This window comes from Amycolatopsis sp. NPDC114505 (assembly GCF_055633615.1).
This window is the reverse complement of the sequence record NZ_JBVKDV010000004.1, coordinates 408,383-429,589: the sequence shown is the minus strand read 5'-3', so window position 1 is coordinate 429,589 and position 21,207 is coordinate 408,383. Positions and strand designations below refer to the sequence as shown.

Below are 21,207 nucleotides of genomic sequence, written 5' to 3'. Positions count from 1 at the left end.
CCCGGGTCCCCGTCCCGGACGGGGATCGCCGGTTCCGGGCCGGACTAGCGACGAAAGTTGCCCCCTGGTGGACGGACCGACAACTTTCGTTGGTTCCCCTTCACCCCGTCGGCCCACGGGTAACAACGGGGACCTCAAGTCTTGGTTAAATGTCCAGTTTTGGGCTCTCGGTAATGCTACAAGTATGTCACCCGTCCGGGTGGTGGTCTTCGCTGACAGCATGCGTCGCGCCTGGTACGGTCACTCGTTAGTGGAGGAAGTGGCACAGATCGGGCACCGACGGTGGTTTTCATCCCGGCGGCGGTGTCAATAGCGTTCGAACGGTCAGGTCCTTCGGCGGCTCTGGGGGCTGCGGGAAAGGGCTCGGTTTTGCCGGGTTCGCAGGAAAGGTCGATGGCGGCATGTCGGATCCCACTCCGAATCCGGTCTTCGCCGGGTATTCGGGCGCATTGTCCCGGTGTGCGGCACTCGCGTGGACGGAGTCCGCGCAGGCCGCGCTGGTGGACGGGGTGCCCGACGGCGGCGTCCGCGCCCTGCTGAAGGGCTTCGAAGCGACGGAAACGGGCCGGTCTGCGAATTTTATTCGCCTTTCCGGTGACGCGGTCGGCGAGCCCTCCGAGTTCCACACGCTCACCGAACTGTTCGCGGGTCACGCCGATCCCGGCGGGGTCATTGCGCGCACGCTGGAAATGCCCGCGGAAGACGGTTCCGCGTTGCACCGGAAATTCCGCACGCTGCGGTCGTTTCTCCTTTCCGGGATATTGCGGAAAAAGAATGTCGTGATCGTCGTCGAAGACGCTCAATGGTGCGACGAATCGTCGGTGCGGTTCTTCGACTTCCTGCTGCGGTGCGGTCGCGGAGAGCGGTTTCTGCTCGTCCTCTGCCGCCGCCCCGACGAGGCGGGCCCCGGCAGCTGGGCACTGGGGCAGATCGGTGCCCAGGACCGCTGCCACCGCTGGGAAGTCGCCGCGTCGAGCCCGGTCGACGCGCTGGCCGGGTTGTCCGCTCAGGCGCGGACCGTGGCCACCGCCGTCGCCGTCCTCGACGAACAGAATGTGACCAGGGTGGCCGCTTTGTGCGGGCTGCCCGCGCGCCCGGTGCGGATCGCCATCGACGGAATTCGACGAGCGAATCTGTTCGCCGGCAGCGTGCTCGACCGGTCGGTCCGATCCCGCCTGCTCGCGGAAACGCCCGCCGAAGAACTCGCTCACCTGCATTTACGCGCGGCCAGGGTGCTCAACGACGACGCGCGGCCCGCCGCCGAGGTCGCCCCGCACCTCGGCGCGCTGCCGCGGCTCGACGAGCGCTGGATGATCGACCTCGCGCTCGAAGCCGCGACCGCCGCGGAGCACCGCGGCGACCCGGCGACCGCGGTCGCCCACCTGTCCCGCGCGGCCGCCGCCGAGCCGGGCCGGCTCGACGTCCGGCTGGCGCTGGCCGCCGCCCGGCTCGAGCTCGACCCGGAAGCGGCGATGACGGAGCTGCGCACGGCCGCCGGCCAGGCCGGCGACCCGCGGGCGCACTGCGCGATCGCCGTGCTGTTCGCGCTCGCGGCCACCGCCGCGGACGCCGCGGGCCGGCGGCAGGCCCCGCTCGGCGGCCTGGTCGACCGGCTGGCCGCGCGGCTCGGCACGAACTCGCCCGCGGTGCCCGTGGCGGCCCTCGCCGCCGCGGCCACGACCCGGGAGGCCGCACGCGGCCTGCTGCGGGACCGGGCCGCGACCGCCCCCCGCGCGGCCGCGGCCCGCCACCCCGGTGCCCGGGACCTCGTGGACCGGGCCGCCGGCCTCGCGCTGGCCGGCCGCGGCAGCGAGGTCGCCGCGGCCTGCGCCCGCGCCGTGGTCCGGCTGCCGGTGGCGGCCGCGTCGAGCGACGACCTGCTCGCCGCCGCGCGGACCCTGCGGCTGGTCGACGACGCGCCGAACGCCTTGCGGGCCCTCGACCGGGCGGTGGCCGAGGCCGCCGTGCGCGGCGACCGGGCCGGGCTCGGCCGGGCGCTGGCCGCCCGCTACCGCGCGCTGCGGGAGAGCGGCGACCGCGAGGGCGCGCTCGCCGACATCCGCGTCGCGGCGCTGGCGACCGCGGGACAGCGCCCGGGCCTCGAGGTCCGCACCGCGCTGGCGACCGCCTTGTGCGACGACGGCGAACCGGCCGCCGCCGAAGCGCTGCTGCGCGCGGCACGCCCGGACGAACTGGCCGCCGCGCCGGCGGAGCACCACCTCTGGCTGCTCGGCCTGGCCAGGGTCCGGGTGCAGCGCTCCGATGTGGACGGTGCGCTCGAGCTGCTGTTCGAATCCGGCCGCCGGCAGGACGAAGCCGGCATCGGCAACCCGGTGTTCGCGCCGTGGTGGTACGCCGCGACGCTGCTGCTCGCCCGGCAGGGCCGGCACGCGGAAGCGGCCGCGTACGCCGAACGCGGGCAGGAGCTCGCCGAAAGCTGGCCGACGCCGACCGCCCGCGGCCTGGTGCTGGCCGCGCGCGGCGTCGTCGCTTCGGGGACGCGGGCGGTCGAGCTGCTGGCGGAGGCGGGCCGGGTCCTGGCGACCTCGCCGTGCCGGGTCGAGTACGCGCGGACGGAATACCTGCTGGGCAAGGCTTTGACGTGCACCGGTGACCGCAAGGCCGCGCGCCAGCACCTGCGCCAGGCCGCGATGCTGTCCGCCTGTTCGGGCTGGTGCTCGATCGGCGCGCTCGCCCGGGAGCTGCTCGAGGAGTCGGGCGGCCGGCTGCGGAAACCGCGGGCCGACGTGCTGACCCAGCGCGAACGCGAAGTGGCCGGGCTGGTCGCCGGCGGGGCGAGCAACCGCGACGTCGCGGGCACCCTGTTCGTCTCGCCGCGGACCGTCGAGCTGCACCTGACCAACGTCTACCGCAAGCTGGCCGTCGACAGCCGGGCCGAACTGGCCGACGCGCTGCGGGCGAGCGCGGGCTCGGCCGCCCCCGGGGCACCGAAGAGGACCCATGGGCTCGCCGGGTAGCGAAGACGGCGCGGTGCGCACCGAGCGGACGCCCCCCGAGGCGGCCGGTGTGCCGCCCCAGCGCGGGGTGCCCGGGCCATCGCTGGCCGAGCGGGACGAGGAGTCCGCGCTGCTGACCGGGCTGGTCCACGACGTGCGCGACGGACGTCCGGCGGTCGTCACGGTCACCGGCGCGCCCGGCACCGGCCGCAGTGCGCTGCTGGCCGCCGTCGCGGCGACCGCCCGGCAGGCGCGGCTGCGCGTCGCCCACGTGCCGTGCTGCCCGTCCGACGGCACCCAGCCCTTCACCGTGCTGCACCAGGTCTTCACCGCGCTCGGCGCCGCGCTGCCCCCGGCGGCGATCGGGGACGGCGCGGGCGTCCGGGTGCTGCGCGGCTTGTGCCGGGACCTGGCCGAGGCGGCCGAAGGCCGGCCGTTCGTGCTCGCCGTCGACGACCTGCACTGGGCCGATGCCGCGTCGCGGGCGTGGCTGCACACGCTTTCCGGGCTGCCGGCCGAGGTCCCCGTCCTGCTGGTGGTCAGCCAGGCCAGCGGGCTGGACACGTGGTGTCCCCGCGCGAGCACCGCGCACCGCGTCCGGCTGCGCCCGCTCGGCGACGCCGCGGCGGCGGGCCTGGTGCGCGAGCGGCTGGGCGCGGCGGCCGGCGCGAAGCTGATCGAGCACGCCGTGCGCGGCAGCGGCGGGAACCCGGCGGTGCTGACCGAAGGCCTGAACCGGCTGCGCATGGAACCGGGTTTCGCGCGGGAGCAGGAAGGTCTGTTCACCGCGATCGCCGGGGAACGCCTGCTGCGCCTGGTCGACGACCTGCCCGCCGAGCTCGCCGCCGTGCTGCGCGCCGTTTCGGTGTGCCAGGACGGGTTCGGCCCGGCGCTGCTGGCCGAGCTGGCCGGGTGCCCGCCGGAGCGGCTGGCCGGGGACCTCGCGCGGCTGCGGGCGCTCGGCCTGCTCGCCGCGGACGGCGGACTGGCGGGACCGGACGTCGGCCAGCGCGTGCTGGGCGGGATGACCGAGGGCGACCGTGACGCCTTCTTCACCCGGGCGGCGAAGCTGGGCCACGAACACGGCGTCGCGAACGCCGCCGTCGCCGCGATCCTGCGGCGGACCCGCGTGATCGGTGAGCCCTGGGTGGTGGAGGTGCTGCGCGCGGCCGCCCGCTTAGGGCAGGCCGGCGGCCGCGACGGGCAGGCGATCGCGTCGCTCAAGCGGGCCCTGCAGGAACCACTCGAACCGGCACGGCGCGCGGCCGTCCTCCTCGACCTCGGCGCCGCGGAGCTGCTGCTCGACCAGGACGCGGGCGACCGTCACCTGGCCCAGGTACTGTCCGAAGTGGACGGTGCGGGCCCCGGCGGGCACCGGTTGCTGGCGGCGGACCTGCTCAACGCGCGGGGTGGCCTGAGTGCGCGCACCCTCGCCGCCGCCTTCCGCCGCCCCGACGTCTCGGCGGCCGAGCGAGACACCCTGCTGGGCCTGTACTGGCTGGCCGACGGCGACCCGCAGGACCGGTCGACGGTCGGCGGCTACGGCATGCCACCGCTGCCCGAACGGCCGTCGGACCCGGCGCAGGCGGCCGTGGCCGCGGTGCTGCTCGCCCGGCGCGGGCTGAAGCCGGCCCGGGTGCGCGGGCTCGCGCGCGCCGCGCTGGCGCAGCCGATGGCGGAGGTGAGCTCGCTGACCGTGCGCGCCGCGGCGGTCCGCGCGCTGGTCCTCACCGGCGACCTCGCCGAAGCCGCGCCCCACGGCGACGACGTGCTCGCGCAGGCACGGCGTCGTCGCTCCCGGACGCTGGTCGCCCGCGCGCTCGCCGAGCGCGCCGAACGGCACCTCGCAGCGGGGGCCCTCGACGAGGCGGCGGCCGACCTGGCCGACGCGCACGAGCTGGTGCCGCCCCGGCACTGGCACTCGACGTTGCGCGCCCGGGTGGTCGCGACCGAGGCGCGGGTGCACCTCGAAGCCGGCCGCGCCGACCTTGCCCGGCAGGCGCTCGACCGCGACGCGATCGAGCCGGGACCCGGGCTCGGCAGCGCGTTCCTGTTGTACGCCCAGGGAGCGGTACTGCTCGGCGAAGGCCGGCCGGGCCCGGCGCTCGCCCCGCTGCGCGAGTGCGGCCGCCGGCTTTCCGCACGGGGCTGGGAAAATCCGGAAGTCCTGCCGTGGCGATCGGCCGCGGCCCAGTGCGTGGTGGCCGGCGGCGAGCGTGAAGCGGCCCGTCTGCTGCTCGCCGAGGAGCTGGCGGCGGCGACGGCGTGGGGCACCCGGGCGGCGGTCGGCAGCGCCCACCTGGCCGCGGCGCTCACCCTCGGCCCGGCGGACCCGGACCGGGCGGGACACCTTGGGCAGGCGGCCGGGCTGTTGCGCGGCAGCGGCAGCGACCTGCGCCACGCGACGGCCCTGGTAGAGCTGGCGGCAACGGGGGCCGCCGAGCACCTCGAGGAGGCGAGCACCCTGGCGGCGCGTTACCGCTGGCGTCACATCCTCGACCGGCTGCGGGAGCTGACCGGCGGCCCGGCGGCGGACGGTGGCGGGCTTTCCGAGGCCCAGCGCAGGGTGGCGAAGCTCGCCGCGGCGGGTACGTCGAACGCGGGGATCGCGGTGGAGCTGGCGGTGACCCGCCGGACGGTCGAGCTCCACTTGACGAACGTGTACCGCAAGCTGGGCATCGACGGCCGGCGCCAGCTGGCCGAGGCGCTCGCCGGTGCCGGCGAGGAGGGGTAGCCGTGGCGTCGGCGGAGTGCGGGAGCGGTGTGGCTGGGGGCCGGGTGCGGTGGTGCGGGCCGCACCTGACCGAGGTTGCGGCGGGGATCTCCGGCGCCGGGATCGCGATGACCCGGCAGACGGTTGGGCTTCGCCGGGTGGCGAGGCTGGTTGCGGCAGGGATCTCCGGCGCCGGGATCGCGGCGACCCGGCGGACGGCTGGGCTCCACCCGACCAACGGCAAGCGGCAGCTCGCCGAGGCGCCAACCACCACCGGCGGGGAGGGCTGACCGTGCCTCTACCGGAACGTGAGGCCGAACTGCGGCGGCTGCGGGACGCCATCGCCGCCGCGCGGGTGGGGGATGGCTCGGTCACCGTCGTCACCGGGCAGCTCGGTGTCGGGAAGTCCGCTCTGCTCAAGGAACTCCTCCGCTCGGCCGAAGCCGACCCCGACGGCCCACGGGTGCTCACCGCCGCCGCCAGCCGCACTGAACAAGACTTCGACTTCGGCATCGCCTGCCAGATTCTCGAACCGCTCGTCGCCGAAGCGGATGCCTCGGACGCCGATCGGTGGTTCGCCGGGGCCGCCGGGGGTGCGCGGTGGCTGTTCCCCGGGGCTCCGGGCTGGCCCGGGTGGGAACCCGGTGACCACAACGATGTGCTGACCGTGCACGGACTGCTCGGCCTGCTCGCCGCCATCAGCGCCGACCGGCCGCTCGTCGTGCTGGTCGATGACCTGCACGTCGCCGACCGGCAGTCGCTCACCTGGCTGCGGCACTGCGCGCGGCGGATCCACGAGCTGCCCTGCGCGCTCGTCGTCGCCGTGCGGGAAGGGGCCCCCGGGGCCGACCGGCCCGCGATCCGTGAGCTGTGGGAGCTGGCGAAGACCCGGATCCGGCCGGCGAACCTGTCCGAAGACGGCGTGGGGGCCGTGCTGCGCGCGGTGTCCGACGGCCGGGCCGGTGACCCGCGCGCCGTCGCCGCCTGTCACGCGGCCAGTGCCGGAAATCCCTTGTACCTCACCGAAGTCGTGCGTGGTGGCCGGCCGCACCGGGGGCCGTCGGTGCTGCGGGAACGGCTTTCCGCTCAGCTCGCCGTGCTGCCTCCGCAGGTCGGCGACTGCGCCCGGGCGATCGCGGTGCTCGGTGAGCACGCCCAGCCGTGGCTGGTCGAACACCTCACCGGCGCCGACTCGGTCGCCGTCGCGGAAGCCGTGCGGGCGCTGGACCGGCTGGGGGTGCTCGCCCCGGCCTGCCCGCCGCGGTTCGCCGCACCCGTGCTGCGGACCGCGATCGAAGCGTCGATGACCGCGCAGGAGGACCTGCGGCTGCGGGTGCGCGCGGCGACCGTGTTCCACGAGGCCGGGTTCGCAGCGGAGACGGTCGCCGTCCAGCTGCTCGAGGTGCCCGCGCCGTCGCCGTCGCCGTGGATGCCGGAGGAACTGCGCACGGCCGCCGACGCCGCGACGAAACGCGGAGAGCCCGAGACGGCGGCGCGCTACCTGCGCCGCGCGCTGCTCGACCTGCCGCCCGACGGACCGGAGCGCGGCTGGCGGCTGGTGGACCTGGCCCTCACCGAAGCCGCGTTCGACATCTCCGCCGCGATCCGGCACCTCACGCAGGCGATCGGGCTGCTGCCCACCCCGCGCGAACGGGCCGAAGCGGTCACCCTGCTGCCGCTCTCGGCGTTCCTCCGCCCGGAAGCCGCCGTCCTCGTCGCCGGGGTCGCCCAAGAGGACGCCGGTGCGCAGTCCGGGCTCCGCCTGGAGGCGCGGATCCGGCTCACCCGCTGCGAAGACCCCGCGCAGCTCGCCGTCGCGGTCGACCGCCTGCGCGAGCTGGGCCCGGAGCCGCCGCTCGCCACCCTCGCCGAACGCGAGCTGCTGGCGGTCCTGCTGCACGCGGCCACGCTGAGCGCCGGGCTGCCCGCGGCGACCGTGGCCGAGCTGACCGACCGGCTGCTGCGCTGCGCCCCCGCGTCGTCCGCGGAGTTCGCGGGCACCGCGCCGCTGCTGATCATCTCCGCGCTCACCGCGGGGGCGCTCGACACGACGTCGTCATGGCTGGAGAGCGCGGCGGGCGAACCGGTCCGCGGCCGCCCGGCGCGCCCGGCTTCGCTGATCGCCACGCGCGGGGCGGTGCTGGCCCAGACCGGGCAACTCACGCGCGCCCGGTCGTCGGCTTGGGAGGCGTACGAGCTGATCGGCGGGAACCTGGGCGAAGCACCCGAGTCGCTGGTGATGGCGCTCGTCGCGATCGCGGTGGTCACCCGGGACGAGCGGCTCGCCGCGACGCTGGTCGAGCACTACGACGAGCACGCGCTCGCGCGGACCGGCCTGCACGTCCGGGCCGCGCTGCTGATGCTGCGCGGGGCCGCCACGGCGGTCGAGGACCCCCGGGGCGCGCTGGCGAAGTTCCTCGACTGCGGCGCGGCCCTGCACCGGGCGGGCTGGCGGAACCCGGCGCTCTTCCCGTGGCGGACGTGGAGCGCGTGGCTGCAGCGGCGGCTCGGCGACCCCGTCTCGGCCGGCGAGCTGATCGACGACGAGGTCCGCTGGGCCCGCCACTGGGGCGCGCCGGCGCCGATCGGCCGCGCGCTGCGGATCAAGGCGTCGCTGTCCTCGGGTGCCGAGGCCGACCGCATGGTGGCGGAGTCGATCGTGACGTCCCGGGCGTCGGGGGACCGGCTGGAGCTGGTCCGCGCCCTGCTGGCGGAGGGCGCGCTGCTGCGCGGCACCGGAAAGGCGGAGGCCGACGACCGGTTCCGCGAGGCTTACCGGCTCGCGGAGGGCTGCGGCGCGCCGTGGCTCACCTGCCGTACGGCCGAGGAAACGACCGCGGCCGCCGGACCGTCGGCGGCGCTCAGCGAGGCAGAAGGCCGGGTGGTCGCGTTCGCTCTCGACGGGCTGACCAACGGCGAGATCGCGGCGGAGATCAACGTGACCCGGCGCGCGGTCGAGAAGCACCTGACGAACTGCTACCGGAAGCTCGGCATCTCGGGTCGCGCGGAACTCGCCGAAGTCTTCGGCGCGTGGGGTTTCGGGGCGCGCAGCAGCGCCTGAGTCAGCCCGCGAGACCCGCTTCGTGAGCCAGCAGACCAGCCTGCGTCCGGTTCGCGCAACCCAGCTTGGTCAGCATCCGCGAGACGTAGCTCTTCACCGTCGCCTCGGACAGGTGCAGCTTGGCCGCGATGGCGGCGTTCGACATGCCCTCGCCGAGGCAGACCAGCATGTCGAGCTCGCGGTCGGTGAGGTCGGACGTGCGTTCCCGGGCCTCCTGCGAACGCTCGTGCTCGCCGGCCGACGCGGTGACCATCCGGCGCGCGGCCTCCTTGGACAGCACTGTGTGCCCGTCGGCGGCGACACGCACCAGCCCGATCAGGTCCTCCGGGGGCGTCGACTTGAGCAGGAAGCCCGATGCCCCGGCCCGCAACGCCTTGAGGACGTAGCTGTCGGTGTCGAACGTCGTGAGCGCGACGACCGACGGCGGGTTGGGGAGCTTGACGATGCGTTCGATCGCGGTCAGCCCGTCCACGCCGGGCATCCGCAGGTCCATCAGCATGACGTCGGGCCGGAAGCGGCCCGCGGCCTCGACGGCCTCGGCGCCGTCCTGCGCCTGCCCGACGATCTCGATGTCGCCGGCGGAGGTCAGCACCGTACGCAGGTGCGCGAGCACCATCGGCTCGTCGTCGACGATCACCAGGCGGATCACGCTGTCGTCTTTCCCTTGGGTGCGCACACCCCGCAGTATCGCACTGTCCGGGCCACCTCCGCCCGGACAGTGCGACGCGGTGTCGATCAGTCCCGGGCGACCAGGTCCAGCAGCTTGCCGGTGAGGTCGAGGTGCTCGTCCACGCTGCTCGTCAGGTAGCTGATGTCGACGAAGGTGTGGTCCGGTTCGAAGACCTCGACGATCTTCTTCACCGACTCGGCGATGAGCTCCGGTTCCGTGCCCGGCGCGGCGTTCACGCGCAGCGCCGTGCCGATGGCCTTCGGGTCCCGCCCGGCCTTTTCGGCGTCGGCGCGGATCTTGGCCAGGGTCGAGATCAGCACGTCCGCGGGGAACTGCTCGGGGACCGACCAGACGGGCAGCCAGCCGTCGGCCCGCTCGGCGACCCGGCGCAGCGACTTCTCGCCGAACCCGGCCAGGTGCACCGGCGGCTTCCGCACCGGCTTGAGGTCGACGTGCGACTCGGCGATGGCGTAGCCGACACCGTCGTGCGAGACCAGGTCGCGGGTCCACCAGGTCTCGAGCAGGTCGAGCAGGTCGTCCAGCCGCTTCCCGCGTTCGTTCATCGGGATGCCGACGGCGGTGTACTCGTCGGGCGACCAGCCGATGCCCAGGCCGGGCAGCAGCCGCCCGTTGCTGGCGACGTCGATGCTGGTGAGCAGCCGCGCGAAGTTCGCGGGCTGGTACTGGGTGGCGTTGATGGTGCTGGAGCCGAGGATCGCCGTCTCGGTCACGGCGGCGGCGACGGCCAGCGCGGTGAACGGGTCCTGGGCGGTGTGGAACTCCTCGGGCATGGTGTCGTAACCCGGGTAGGCGACGACGGGAGTGACCGGCGAGAGCAGCCGGTCACCGACCCAGAGACCGGCTGCCCCGGCCTGTTCGGCCTCGCGCGCGTACCGGGCGATCCCGCCCGGTGTGGCGGCTGCCTTGCCGAAGACCGGCAGGCTGAACCCCAACTGCATGAACTCTCCCCTGAAGAACGAATGGATCTTCCTGATGCCAGTAGTACTCCCGTTTAGTTGCTCGTTCAAGTAGGTCCGGACTTCAGGCGAGCGCCGGAGCGGCCGCGTGGCTCGGGCTACCAGTCGATCTTCGCGAACAGGAACGGCTCGTTCTCCGGAGCTTCCTTCCGCGCCCGCAAGGCTTTCTCGGCGGGCGCCCCGACCGGCACGCGCAGCGGAGGCGCGGCCTGCTCGATCGTCGTGGCCACCGTGACGGCCACTTCTTCGGGCGTCACGACCTCGCCGCGCAGGGCGGAAAGCTGGTCGTACAGCGGGGTGTACGGGTCGTCGTCCCCGAAGAAGACCTTCGCGCGCTCGCCGCCGCCCGAAGAAACCGCGCCGGGCTGGACGATGCTGACGTCGACGCCGAAGTGGCCCGTCTCGATGGCGAGCGTCTCGGCGATCGCCTCCAGGGCCCACTTGCTGGCGGCGTACGGACCGATGATCGGCAGCACGAGCCGCCCTTGGATGCTCGACACGAAGACGAGGTGGCCCGATCCGCGTTCGCGCATCGCGGGCAGCACGGCCTGCGCGACCCGCAGCGCGCCCACGGTGTTGAGCCGGAAGAGCCGTTCGACCTCGTCGAGCGGAACGGTTTCCAGCGGCGCGCGCACGGTTTCGCCGGCATTGCTGATCAGGACGTCGACCTCGCCGGCGTCCCGGACGGCGCGGTCGACGCTGTCCTGGTCGGCGACGTCGAGGCGCAGCCGCCGGTCGACGGGCAGGTCGGCCAGCGCTTCGGGGTTCCGCGCGGTGGCGATCACCCCGTGGCCGCGGCGGGACAGCTCGAGCGCGATCGCGCGGCCGATGCCCTTGGACGCGCCGGTGATGAGTACGGACGACATGGTGGTGCTCCTCAGGAAACGAAGTTGGGGCCGTTGGTGGTGAAGGTGTCCTTCTGCGCCAGGACGAACTGCTCGACCGACTGCGGTGTCACGCCACCGATCTCCTCGACGACGTCGTTGGTGCCGGCGAACACGCCGTCGCGGTAGTCGACGGCGACGTTGCCGAGGTGCTGGACGAGGTGCGCGGGCAGCCCGCGCGCGGTCATGGCCGCGGTGAACTCTTCGACGCTGATCGGCTCGTAGCGCACCGGGATGCCGAGGGTGGCGGCCATGATCCCGGCGATCTCGTGGTGGTCGAGCTCGACCGGGCCGTGCAGGGTGTACGCGGCGCCGTCGTGCGGCTCGGGGTCGGTCAGGACCGCGGCGATCACGTGCGCCTGGTCGGCCGAGGCGATCGGCGCGTGCCGTCCTTCGCCGAAGGGGAGACGCAGGAGGCCTTCGCCGTCGCGCAGCTCCCACCACGAGGTGAGCCACTCGGCGAAGAACGTCGGCCGCAGGTGCGTCGTCAGCAGGCCGGTGCGCTCCAGCACGCGTTCGGCCAGCCAGTGCTGCCGGGCCGCGTTGCTGCGCGCCTCGCGGCGGGCGGAGATCTGCGACATGTCGACGAGCGAGCGGACGCCGTTTTCCGTTGCGGCCTGGGCGAAGTTGACGGTCGCTTCGAGCAGCCCCTCGCGGATCGGGTAGCAGAAGTAGGCGCCGCTGACGTCGCGCAGGGCGGCGGTGACGCCGTCGAGGTCGAGGAAGTCCGCCTGGACCACCTCGGCACCCGCCGCGGCGAGCGCGCGTGAGCGGTCGTCGTCCCGGCGCACCATGGCCCGGACGCGGTGGCCGCGGGCGAGCAGGAGGCGGGCGGTCGCGCCGCCGGTCTTGCCGGCCGCGCCGGTGACGAGGAAGAGCGCCATCTCAGCCCGCCTCTTCGCCGACGAGGGTGCCGCGCATGAGCCAGGTCGGGCCTTCGGCGTAGGTGGCGGCCTCGGCGAAGAACGCGCCGAAGTGGGGGCCGCCGGCGTGGGCGTCGAAGGCGGCGACGTCGGCGTAGACCTCGTTGAGGTAGAAGACGTCGGGGTTCTCCTCGTCGGCGATGACCTCGAACCGGCGGGAGCCCGGCTCGTGCGCGAGGGAGTCGCGTGCGGTCTTCGCGGCCAGGCGGACGAAGTCGTCGTGGTGGTCCGGCCGGACCGTGAAGGAGACGAGGAACTGGTACACGGGACCCTCCAGAGGGGGAGTTCATTCACTGAACTACCTCACCGTAGCACGAGTCAGTTCAATGAACGAACTACCCGGTGTACGCTGGGGGCATGGCTCTCCCCAGCACCTACGCGGACCGCAACTGCTCGCTGGCGCGCTCCCTGGAGGTCGTCGGCGAGCGCTGGACGCTCCTGATCGTCCGCGACGCGTTCTTCGGCGTCCGGCGGTTCGGCGACTTCGCCACCCAGCTCGGCATCCCGCGCGCGGTCCTGACCAGCCGCCTGAAGTCCCTGGTGCAGGAGGGCGTGCTGGTCCGCGAGGACGACGGCGTCGTCGAATACCGGCTGACCGACAAGGGCCTCGCGCTGTGGCCGATCGTGCGCGCGCTGATGGGCTGGGGCGACACGTTCTACTCCCCGGCCGGCGAGAAGCGCACGACCCGCCACGACGCCGACGGCGGCCGCCTCGACCCGGACGGCCGCTGTGCGGAGTGCGGGGCACTGGTCCCGGTCCCGGAGATCCGCATCGAGCCGGGCCCTGGCTACGAGCCCCAGGCGGGCGAGCCGGACCCGGTGTCGGCCGCGTTCGCCGCGCCACGGCGGCTGCTGGAACCGGTCGCGGGGCGGCCGGCCGGGTGACCCGCGTCATGCTCTGTCACAGCGACGGCGTACCCGGTGTCTTGAGGCCGACCAAAGGAGACCTCATGACCATCGCACTCTGGATCGCCGCCGGCCTGCTCGCCGTCGTAGCCCTGACCGGCGGCGCCAGCAAGACGTTCGTGCCGAAGGCGAAGCTCGCCGCGGCGCCCGGCGGGGAATGGACCGCCGAACGCAGCGTCGGCTTCGTCAAGACGCTGGGGGTGCTCGAACTCCTGGCCGCGGCCGGCCTGATCCTGCCCGCCGCGCTCGGCATCGCCCCCGCCCTGGTCCCGGTGACCGCCGGCTGCTGGGTCCTGCTCATGATCGGGGCCATGATCACCCACCTGCGCCACGGCGAGGCGAAGTTCGTCGCGCTGAACCTGACCTACCTCGCCATCGCCGTCTTCGTGGCCTGGGGGCGCGCGTGAGCGCGACCGAAGCCTTCGTCGCCCACCGGAACCTGCTCTTCACCGTCGCCTACGAGATGCTCGGGTCGGCCGCCGACGCGGAGGACGTCCTCCAGGAGACGTGGCTGCGCTGGGCCGACATCGACCTCGGGCAGGTGCGCGACCAGCGCGCCTACCTGGTCCGCATCACGACGCGGCTGTCGCTCAACCGGCTGCGCACGGTGAAGCGCCGCCGGGAGGCCTACGTCGGGCCGTGGCTGCCTGAGCCGTTGCTCACCGCGCCGGACGTCGCCGAAGACGTCGAGCTCGCCGAGAGCGTGTCGATGGCTCTCATGCTCGTCCTCGAGACGCTGTCGCCGACCGAGCGCGCCGTCTTCGTGCTGCGGGAGGTCTTCGACTTCGGCTACGACGAGATCGCCGGCGCCGTGGGGAAGACCGAGGCGGCCTGCCGCCAGATCGCGCACCGAGCCCGCAAGCACGTCGACGCCCGCCGCCCGCGCGAGACGGTCTCCGCCGGCGAGACCCGGGCCGTGCTGGCGTCGTTCCAGCGCGCGATGGAGACCCGGGACCTGCAGGGCCTGCTCGACGTCCTCGCCCCGGACGTCGTCCTGGTCAGCGACGGCGGCGGCGTCAAGCAGGCGGCGCTGCGGCCGATCGCGAGCGCGGACAGGGTGGTCCGGTTCATGACCGGCGGCATCGGCCGGACCGAAGCGAAGCTCACCAGCGCCCTCACGGTCGTCAACGGCAACCCCGGGCTCGCCCTGCACCTGGACGGCGAGCTCGACGGCGTCATGGCCGTCCGCGTCGAGGGCGGCCGCATCACCGGCCTGTACTACGTGCGCAACCCGGAGAAGCTGACCCGCGTCGAGTCGGAGACGTCGCTGACGCTGCGGTGACAGCGTTCAGACGGGCGTGGAACCCACAGCGAGCGCGCGGACGGACTTGAGCGGCTCCGCCGCGCAGGGCCGGCGACGTGCGCACGGGTTCGACGTCGGGCGTGGCCGTGAAGCCGCCCCGCGACCGACGCGACGGCGGACAGTAGCGCCGCGGGCGCGGCACGTGAGGGTGGGACAGGTATGGAGTCAGGTACTTGTACGGGTGTGGCCGCGCGTGCCCCGGCGCAAGCTGGTCGGGCCCCCGACGACCGCAGGAGGTCGGACAACCCATGGTGCACGGCCGGTCGCGTCCCCTTCTCCGGGTCGTCGCTGCCCCCGCGGACGTCCCGGAGCCGCGACCGGCCACCTCGGGGCCGAGAGACCGCTACGCCGACCTCGACGACCGGCGGCTGGCCGCCATCCTGGCCGCCGAGGACACGGCGGAAGAGCACGGCCTCAACCCGCACACCCGCAGCACCTGCTACGTCCACCGGTGCTGGGCGCACCAGTGCGTGGGCAACGTGCTGCACGTCCTCGTCGTCACCGGCCACCGCTGGTGCCGCCGCTGCGAGTGCCCGGTCGACGTGGCCGTCGACGAGACACCACCGGGCGCGGTCCACCTGTACTGCCCCCGCTGCGGCCAGGCCGACTCGGCGGCCAACCGCGAGGTCCGCCAGGCATGCCGCACGAGCCTGTCGGCAATGCACGGCGGCGACGCACCCACGCTGTACAGCCTCCCCGACGCCTGAGCCACCCGGCTGGGTCGCTGGGCGCCGGTGGGTCGGGCGGCGCGCTTGTGCTGTGCCGCGTGAGGCGCCCGGCCGTGGCCGCGCGACGCGGGTGGTCGGGCGGCGCGTGGGGAGTCGGTCCACCCGCGCTGCGCCGCCTCGGGCGCCCGGTCGTGGCCGCGCGGCGCCGGTGGGTTCACCAGCACACGCGCGCTGCGTCGCCTGAGGCGTCCGGCCGTGGTCGCCCAGCGTCGGCGGCCGGGCGGTGCCGGTGGGGGTAGCGGCGTGCCCGCGTTGGGCGGCCTGAGGCGCCCGGCCGTGGTCGCCCAGCTCCGGTGGCCGAGGCGTCGTGGGGAGCCGGCGGGGTGTGCCGCGTGAGGCGCCCCGTCGCGGCCGCGCGGCTCCAGTGCCCGAGCGTCGTCAGGAGCCGACCAGCCGCACCAGCTCACCCACCCCCGAACCACCTCCCCGCCACCCGGGGCGGTTGCTTCCTCCGAGGGGTCCGCATTGACCGGCCCGCGCGGGCGTCCTTACGGTGCACGGGTGGGGAAGTCCGGCGTGACGGGAAACCTGCCCGCGGAGACCACGAGCTTCGTGGGGCGAAGGTCCGAGGTGGCCGAGGTCAAGCACCTTTTGACACGGGCCCGGCTGGTCACGCTGACCGGCGTGGGCGGCGTCGGCAAGACGCGGCTGGCCGTGCAGACCGCCGCCGGGCTGTCGCGGGCGTTTCCCGATGGCGTCTGGCTGGTCGAGCTCGCCGGGCTGCAGGATCCGGCGCTCGTCGCGCACACCGTGCTCGAAGCGCTGGGCATCCACGACGAAACCGGCCGGGCGCCGGCGCGGGTGCTCGCCGAGCACCTGCGGGACCGGCGGCTGCTGGTCATCTTGGACAACTGCGAGCACGTCCTCGAACCCTGCGCCGCGCTCGCGCACGACCTGCTGCGGGCCGCGCCCGGACTGCGGCTGCTCGCGACCAGCCGGGAGCGGCTCGCGCTCGCCGCCGAGCACCTCTGGCCGGTGTCGCCGCTGCCGCTGCCGGAACCCGGCCGCCCGCTGGCCGGCGGGGCCTGGCTGCGGTATCCGGCGCTGACGCTGTTCGCCGAACGCGCGGCCGCCGTCGACCCGGGGTTCGCCGTCACCGCGGAGAACCAGGAGCGCGTGGCGCAGGTGTGCCGCATGCTGGCCGGTATCCCGCTGGCGATCGAGCTGGCGGCCGTGCGCCTGCGGGTGCTGACGCTGGCGGAGCTGGAATCCGGGCTGGGCGACTGCTTCCGGCTGCCCGGGACGGTGAAACGGGGCGGTGAGCCCCGGCACCAGACGCTGCTGGCCGCCGTCGACTGGAGCTTCCGGCTGTGCGACCCGGCCGAACGGCGCCTGTGGGCCCGGACGTCGCTGTTCGCCGGCGGCTTCGACCTGCCGGCGGCCGAGCGCGTCTGCCCGGGCGAGGACGTCCGGGCCGGGCTCGCCGGGCTGGTGGAGAAGTCGGTGCTGATCCGCGAAGCCGGGCGCTTCCGGCTGCTGGAGCCGCTGCGGCAGTTCGGCCGGGAGAAGCTGGCCGCGTCCGGGGAGGCGGACGCCGTCCTGCGGTCCATGCGAGACCACTACCTCGACCTGGCGGTGCGCAGCGAACGGGAGTGGTTCGGCCCGGAGCAGGCCGAGACCTTCCGCCGGACCCGCCTGGAGCATGCGAACCTGCGGGCCGCGCTGGAGTACAGCCTCACGGTGCCGGGCGAGCTCGAAACCGGCCTCCGCCTCGCCTCGACGCTCTGGTTCTACTGGGCGGGCTGCGGGGTGTTCGGCGAAGGCCGGCACTGGCTCGACCGCGCGCTCGCGCTTTCCCCCGAACCCGGCGGCGAACGCGCGAAGGCGTTGTGGGTCAACGGGTACGTCGCGACGCTGCAGGGCGACAACGCCGGTGCGGTCGCGATGCTGGAGGAGTGCCGCGCGTACGCCCGGCAGACCGGTGACGACGTGGCGCTGGCCTACGCGACGCACCGGCTCGGCTGCAACCTCCTGGTCGGCGACGACGTCGGCGACGCGAAGGCGCTCTTCGAGGAGGCGCAGGCCCGGTACCGGCAGCTCGGCGAGCTCAACAGCAACGTGATGCTGGCCGGTATCGAGCTGGCGGTCGCGTCGATCTTCCTGGGTGACCTCGACCGCGCGGGCGAGCTGTGCGAAGAGGCGTGCGCGACCGGTGTCGCCCACGGCGAGCAGTGGGCGCAGGCGTACGCGATCTTCGTGCAGGCCCTGGTTGCCATGGCCCGCGGCGACTTCGCGGCGGCGGCCGAGCACGGGCGGCACTGCCTGCGCGTCAAGCGGAAGTTCCACGACCTGCTGGGCATCGTGCTGGCGATCGAGGTGCTGGCCTGGAACGAAGCCGCCCGCGGCCACTGGGAACCGGCGGCGACGATGCTCGGGTCCGTCCAGCCGATCTGGCAGTCGGTCGGGTTCCCGATGTTCGGCTCGCGGTACTTCGGTGCCCCGCACGGGGAGTGCGAGACGCGGGCGCGCCAGGGGCTGGGGGAGGGCCCGTTCGACGCGGCCTTCCGCCGGGGACGCGAGTTCGGCCTGGAGGAAGCGATCGCCTACGCGCTGGGCGACGCGACGCCGTCACCGGCCCCCGGCCCGGCGCGGCCGACACCGCTGACGGACCGGGAGCACGAGGTGGCGCTCCTGATCGCGGACGGGCGGTCCAACCAGGAGATCGCGGACAAGCTGGTCATCTCCCGCCGGACGGCCGAGGGGCACGTGAACCGGATCCTGCGCAAGCTGGAGTTCGACTCGCGCAGCCAGGTCGCCGCCTGGGCGGCCCAGGTCTTCCGGCGCTAGCCGAGCCGTGCGTCCCAGTCGGCGAACGCCGCCACCAGCTCGGCCGGCGCGTCGATCTCCTTCAGCTGCCGCAGCTGGTCCTCGATGTAGTAGCGGTACAACGGAACCAGCCCCGCCGCCAGCTCCGGGCGCAGCTCGTCCGCGTCCAGCGGATGCCCCTCCCGGACCCGCAACGCCAGCCGCACCAGCGTCTTCGCCGGGGCGTCCGGCCGGGCCAGGTACCACTCGATCGCCTCGTCGTTGTTCGCCGCACGACCGGAGGCCAGTGTTCCGGAGTACAGGAAGCGGACCGGGAACAGCACCGCCTTCGTGAACCACACCGTGTCCACCAGCAGCCGGCGCGGCTCGCGGAACTCCGCCGTCACCTCAGGCGTCGCCAGGACGGTGATGGCGAAGGAAGCGCTCTCCAGCAGCAGTTCCGAAGCCGCCGGGCGGGCGATCTCCGCGAGGACGTCGGAGCCGAGCAGGACGCGGCCGTGGTCGGCCAGCTGCAGGCGGTCCAGCGCCGGGAAGCGGCCGTCGTCGCGGCCTTCGCGCAACGCCGGCAACGACGCCCAGAACACCGACAGCTTGCGGTGCAACGGACTCCGCTCCTGCAGTGCCGCCGTCGTGTCCGCGATCGACGCGCCGTCGGAGTCGGTCAGGACGAGCGCCAGGTCGATGTCGCTGGCCGCCGGGGCGTAGCCGCCGTAGGACAGGCTGCCCAGCAGATACGCGCCGATCAGGCGCTCTCCCAAGGCTTCCTGGTAGGCCTGCGCGGCTTCGGCGGCGATTTCGCGAGCGGCCGAAGCCGGGTCGGTCGTGGTCATGCCGCCACCGTATCGCGGCGCGCGCACTCGGCGATGCGGTCGGAGACGACGCCGATCACCTGCCACGCCCGGTCGAGCACCTCGACGACGCCGTCGACCGTCCAGTCTTCGCGGCGGCGCAACAGTTCGTAGCCCATCTCGAGGTGCTCGACGTCGGCTTCGTCGTGCAGGTCGAAGTATTCGTCCCGCGGGAACGCCCGCGTGCCGGCCTGGCTGAACACCAGGCTGCCGGCTTCGAGGGCCAGGTGCGCCAGCACCGCGCGCTGCACCCCGGGCAGGATCCCGAACTGGTCGACGAACCACGACGCGCCCGCTTCGATCACCGGGTCCCAGACCAGCTGCCGGTCGTCCGCGCGGCTGCGGGCCAGGATCTTGTCGTGCCCGATCTCCTCCTCCTGGTGTTCCAGGGCGAGGGCCCGCAGCTCCGGATCGCTCTCGAAGGTGACCCGGGCGCTGATCATCCGCTGGAAGGCGTTCGACCACGGCTGCAGGTACGTGAGCACCGCTTTCTTCGTGTCGTCGGTGGTGCTCGCGTCGGTCAGCAGCCGGATCAGGTCCGACCCTTCGTACTCCCGTTGCCGCTGCTCGTTGTGCTGGGCCACGCGCTCGACGTCCTGCTGGGTCACGGTCTGCTCCTTACCTTGGTGCTGCGCGGAAATCATCTTTCCCGGGACTTCAGGCAAGATCAACAGGAGTGCGGGAGCGGTCGTACACGGGGAACCGGAAGTACGTGGTCACGTCGCCGCGGCGGCCCGCTGTGCGGTAGCTCACCAGCTCGAGGATGTCCGTCCCGGACAACGGTCCCGGCGCCAGCGCGGCGGTGAGGAGGCGGAACCGGCCCGGGTCGACGCCTTCGCGGTGCAGCAGCTCCGCGGTGCGTTCGACGGCTTCTTCGTCACTGGCGGCGAGATCGGGCAGGCGCAGGTAGGTCGTGGACTCGGCGGCCCGGTCCTGTCCGGAACGGAACGCGAAGCAGCTCAAGGCCGCTTTGCCGGCGTCTTCCCGGCCACCGGTCAGGGTTCGGTAGGCGGCGCGCGCGTCGTCGGCGTCGTGGCGCAGCGCCACCGAAGCGACCTGGTTCACCTCGGCCAGGCCGGCGCCGTGGTTGCGGTAGTAGATCTTCACCCTGGCCGCGGCCTCGTCGGCCAGGTCGACCGCGAAGAACTCGATCTCCCGGGTGCCTTCGACGCTTTCGACCCGGCGCCGGGTGGTGTCCCACGCCGCCGCCATGCCGAGCCGGGCCATGGCTTCGGCCACCGCCGCCTCGCGCTGGCTGTGCGGCCACAGGTAGAGCCCGAAGTAGGTCTTGTGGACGATCCGCGACGGCGGACGCCAGGCGATGGAGTGCCACAGGGGAGCGGGCGACGGCCGGCCACCGCGCGGGGTGAAGATCTCCCGGACCTCGTGCAGCCGGGGGAAACCGCTCTCCGCGGGGGGACCCACGTCGTGGCCGAGGCTGTCGAACAGCACCCGCAGCTCCGGATGGCCCCCGGACCAGTTCACCGACATCTCGGCGGGGAAGCCGTCGTCCGCCACATAGGACGGCTCGGCCGGCTCGGCCCCGATCCGTTCGTGCGCCCACGGCGGCAGCAGGGCGCGCAGCATCCGCGTGGTCCGGACGGACTGCTCCACCGGAACCTCGAGCGCTTCACAGGCGGTGGCCCAAAGCCCGCACAGAAAGTCACCGAAGAGACGACCCTGTGCCGGATAGTTTTCCCTTATATATTCAGGAAACTTCGGCACGTGAATCGTCACGTGCGGATGCTATCAGTTTGATGCTTGCTCAACTAAAAAGCTGCACCCGGGTGGTCCAACCAATTGGGCCATGTGGGTTTGCCGGTGTCCGAGGTGGACACGCTCGGACACATCGGACACCGGCGCTGTCCGGACCGGACAGGGAGCGGACAAAGCGCAGGTCTCAGACCCGCACCGGCACCACCGTCATCGCGTGCTTGACCAAGCGGATCAGCGCGAGCTTGCTCGAATCCCTGTCACGCGCGTCACACATGACGATCGGCACCCGATCCGGGACCACGAGGGCCTCCCGGATCTCGTCCGCGGTGTAGCGCGGGGCGGCGTCGAAGCAGTTCACCGCGACGACGAACGGGATCTTCCGGCGCTCGAAGAAGTCGATCGCGGCGAAGCTGGTCTCCAGCCGCCGGGTGTCGACGAGCACGATCGTCCCGATCGCCCCGCGCGCGAGGTCGTCCCACATGAACCAGAAGCGCGCCTGGCCCGGCGTCCCGAACAGGTACAGCACGTGCCGCGGCGAGATCGTGATCCGGCCGAAGTCGAGCGCGACCGTCGTCGTGGTCTTCCGCTCGACGCCGGACAGGTCGTCCACCCCGGCGCTCGCCTCGGTGAGCACCTCCTCGGTGGTCAGCGGCGGGATCTCGCTGACCGAGCCGACCATGGTGGTCTTGCCGGCACCGAACCCGCCGGCGACGATGATCTTGACGGGCGTGGGGACCATGTCGGCCCCGGTGCCG

Annotated in this window: 18 protein-coding genes; 9 read left to right on the top strand and 9 right to left on the bottom strand. The window is 73.6% G+C overall.

Translation table 11 applies throughout. The features are described from left to right. Positions 1 to 401 precede the first annotated feature (401 nt). The 4 genes from ACZ7OU_RS40260 (at position 402) to ACZ7OU_RS40245 (ending at position 8,731) form a co-directional block, all read left to right on the top strand. Positions 402 to 2,978 (top strand): helix-turn-helix transcriptional regulator, encoded by a 2,577-nt coding sequence (locus ACZ7OU_RS40260; RefSeq protein ID WP_470259304.1) that lies wholly within the window; start codon positions 402 to 404, stop codon positions 2,976 to 2,978. Continuing rightward, a complete protein-coding gene (locus ACZ7OU_RS40255; protein ID WP_470259303.1) occupies positions 2,962 to 5,691 on the top strand; it encodes an AAA family ATPase in 2,730 nt (909 codons plus the stop codon). The genes ACZ7OU_RS40260 and ACZ7OU_RS40255 overlap by 17 nt, the downstream gene beginning before the upstream one ends. 137 nt (positions 5,692 to 5,828) lie before the next feature. Next, a complete protein-coding gene (locus tag ACZ7OU_RS40250; protein WP_470259302.1) occupies positions 5,829 to 5,960 on the top strand; it encodes a hypothetical protein in 132 nt (43 codons plus the stop codon). Positions 5,961 to 5,962: 2 nt separating this feature from the next. Next, entirely contained in the window at positions 5,963 to 8,731 is a 2,769-nt protein-coding gene (locus ACZ7OU_RS40245) for an ATP-binding protein (RefSeq protein ID WP_470259301.1), read from the top strand. 1 nt (position 8,732) lies between these two features. On the opposite strand, the gene ACZ7OU_RS40240 is transcribed toward ACZ7OU_RS40245, so the two are convergent. The 5 genes from ACZ7OU_RS40240 to ACZ7OU_RS40220 form a co-directional block, all read right to left on the bottom strand. Beyond that, positions 8,733 to 9,380: a response regulator transcription factor gene (locus ACZ7OU_RS40240; RefSeq protein WP_470246489.1), complete on the bottom strand. Its 648-nt coding sequence runs from the start codon at positions 9,378 to 9,380 to the stop codon at positions 8,733 to 8,735. Between the two features lie 86 nt (positions 9,381 to 9,466). Then, a complete protein-coding gene (locus ACZ7OU_RS40235) occupies positions 9,467 to 10,360 on the bottom strand; it encodes a TIGR03619 family F420-dependent LLM class oxidoreductase (RefSeq protein WP_470259300.1) in 894 nt (297 codons plus the stop codon). Between the two features lie 116 nt (positions 10,361 to 10,476). Further along, the gene (locus tag ACZ7OU_RS40230; protein WP_470259299.1) at positions 10,477 to 11,244 is read right to left on the bottom strand and encodes an SDR family oxidoreductase; all 768 of its coding nucleotides are present in this window, start codon (positions 11,242 to 11,244) and stop codon (positions 10,477 to 10,479) included. Between the two features lie 11 nt (positions 11,245 to 11,255). After that, a complete protein-coding gene (locus tag ACZ7OU_RS40225; protein ID WP_470259298.1) occupies positions 11,256 to 12,146 on the bottom strand; it encodes an NmrA family NAD(P)-binding protein in 891 nt (296 codons plus the stop codon). A gap of 1 nt (position 12,147) precedes the next feature. Beyond that, complete coding sequence (locus ACZ7OU_RS40220; protein WP_470259297.1) at positions 12,148 to 12,450, bottom strand: putative quinol monooxygenase; 303 nt, start codon at positions 12,448 to 12,450, stop codon at positions 12,148 to 12,150. A 92-nt stretch (positions 12,451 to 12,542) separates the two neighbouring features. Between ACZ7OU_RS40220 and ACZ7OU_RS40215 the strand changes: the two genes are divergently transcribed. The 5 genes from ACZ7OU_RS40215 (at position 12,543) to ACZ7OU_RS40195 (ending at position 17,909) form a co-directional block, all read left to right on the top strand. After that, positions 12,543 to 13,070 carry a winged helix-turn-helix transcriptional regulator gene (locus ACZ7OU_RS40215; RefSeq protein WP_470246105.1) on the top strand — a complete coding sequence of 176 codons (528 nt, stop codon included), beginning with the start codon at positions 12,543 to 12,545 and terminating at the stop codon, positions 13,068 to 13,070. Positions 13,071 to 13,135: 65 nt separating this feature from the next. Next, positions 13,136 to 13,498: a DoxX family protein gene (locus ACZ7OU_RS40210; RefSeq protein ID WP_470246106.1), complete on the top strand. Its 363-nt coding sequence runs from the start codon at positions 13,136 to 13,138 to the stop codon at positions 13,496 to 13,498. 56 nt (positions 13,499 to 13,554) lie between these two features. Further along, the gene (locus ACZ7OU_RS40205) at positions 13,555 to 14,373 is read left to right on the top strand and encodes an RNA polymerase sigma-70 factor (RefSeq protein ID WP_470259679.1); all 819 of its coding nucleotides are present in this window, start codon (positions 13,555 to 13,557) and stop codon (positions 14,371 to 14,373) included. A 269-nt stretch (positions 14,374 to 14,642) separates the two neighbouring features. After that, complete coding sequence (locus ACZ7OU_RS40200) at positions 14,643 to 15,101, top strand: hypothetical protein (RefSeq protein WP_470259296.1); 459 nt, start codon at positions 14,643 to 14,645, stop codon at positions 15,099 to 15,101. Positions 15,102 to 15,623: 522 nt separating this feature from the next. Next, entirely contained in the window at positions 15,624 to 17,909 is a 2,286-nt protein-coding gene (locus tag ACZ7OU_RS40195) for an ATP-binding protein (protein WP_470259295.1), read from the top strand. Here the strand turns inward: ACZ7OU_RS40195 and ACZ7OU_RS40190 are convergent. The 4 genes from ACZ7OU_RS40190 to ACZ7OU_RS40175 all read right to left on the bottom strand — a co-directional run bounded on the left by ACZ7OU_RS40190 (position 17,906) and on the right by ACZ7OU_RS40175 (position 21,191). Beyond that, positions 17,906 to 18,718, bottom strand: coding sequence for a hypothetical protein (locus ACZ7OU_RS40190; RefSeq protein WP_470259294.1), 813 nt, complete (start codon positions 18,716 to 18,718; stop codon positions 17,906 to 17,908). The two genes, ACZ7OU_RS40195 and ACZ7OU_RS40190, sit on opposite strands and share 4 nt — an antisense overlap. Next, the gene (locus ACZ7OU_RS40185) at positions 18,715 to 19,344 is read right to left on the bottom strand and encodes a hypothetical protein (protein ID WP_470246111.1); all 630 of its coding nucleotides are present in this window, start codon (positions 19,342 to 19,344) and stop codon (positions 18,715 to 18,717) included. Before ACZ7OU_RS40185 ends, ACZ7OU_RS40190 begins: the two co-directional genes overlap by 4 nt. A gap of 49 nt (positions 19,345 to 19,393) precedes the next feature. Further along, positions 19,394 to 20,350 carry a tryptophan dimethylallyltransferase family protein gene (locus ACZ7OU_RS40180; RefSeq protein WP_470259293.1) on the bottom strand — a complete coding sequence of 319 codons (957 nt, stop codon included), beginning with the start codon at positions 20,348 to 20,350 and terminating at the stop codon, positions 19,394 to 19,396. A 286-nt stretch (positions 20,351 to 20,636) separates the two neighbouring features. Beyond that, a complete protein-coding gene (locus ACZ7OU_RS40175) occupies positions 20,637 to 21,191 on the bottom strand; it encodes a GTP-binding protein (protein WP_155547369.1) in 555 nt (184 codons plus the stop codon). Positions 21,192 to 21,207 lie beyond the last annotated feature (16 nt).

Coding starts and splice junctions, on each gene's coding strand:
- ACZ7OU_RS40260 (WP_470259304.1), top strand. CDS start 402: ATGTCGGATCCCACTCCGAATCCGGTCTTCGCCGGGTATTCGGGCGCA.
- ACZ7OU_RS40255 (WP_470259303.1), top strand. CDS start 2,962: ATGGGCTCGCCGGGTAGCGAAGACGGCGCGGTGCGCACCGAGCGGACG.
- ACZ7OU_RS40235 (WP_470259300.1), bottom strand. CDS start 10,360: ATGCAGTTGGGGTTCAGCCTGCCGGTCTTCGGCAAGGCAGCCGCCACA.
- ACZ7OU_RS40230 (WP_470259299.1), bottom strand. CDS start 11,244: ATGTCGTCCGTACTCATCACCGGCGCGTCCAAGGGCATCGGCCGCGCG.
- ACZ7OU_RS40225 (WP_470259298.1), bottom strand. CDS start 12,146: ATGGCGCTCTTCCTCGTCACCGGCGCGGCCGGCAAGACCGGCGGCGCG.
- ACZ7OU_RS40215 (WP_470246105.1), top strand. CDS start 12,543: ATGGCTCTCCCCAGCACCTACGCGGACCGCAACTGCTCGCTGGCGCGC.
- ACZ7OU_RS40210 (WP_470246106.1), top strand. CDS start 13,136: ATGACCATCGCACTCTGGATCGCCGCCGGCCTGCTCGCCGTCGTAGCC.
- ACZ7OU_RS40205 (WP_470259679.1), top strand. CDS start 13,555: ATGCTCGGGTCGGCCGCCGACGCGGAGGACGTCCTCCAGGAGACGTGG.
- ACZ7OU_RS40200 (WP_470259296.1), top strand. CDS start 14,643: ATGGTGCACGGCCGGTCGCGTCCCCTTCTCCGGGTCGTCGCTGCCCCC.
- ACZ7OU_RS40190 (WP_470259294.1), bottom strand. CDS start 18,718: ATGACCACGACCGACCCGGCTTCGGCCGCTCGCGAAATCGCCGCCGAA.
- ACZ7OU_RS40175 (WP_155547369.1), bottom strand. CDS start 21,191: ATGGTCCCCACGCCCGTCAAGATCATCGTCGCCGGCGGGTTCGGTGCC.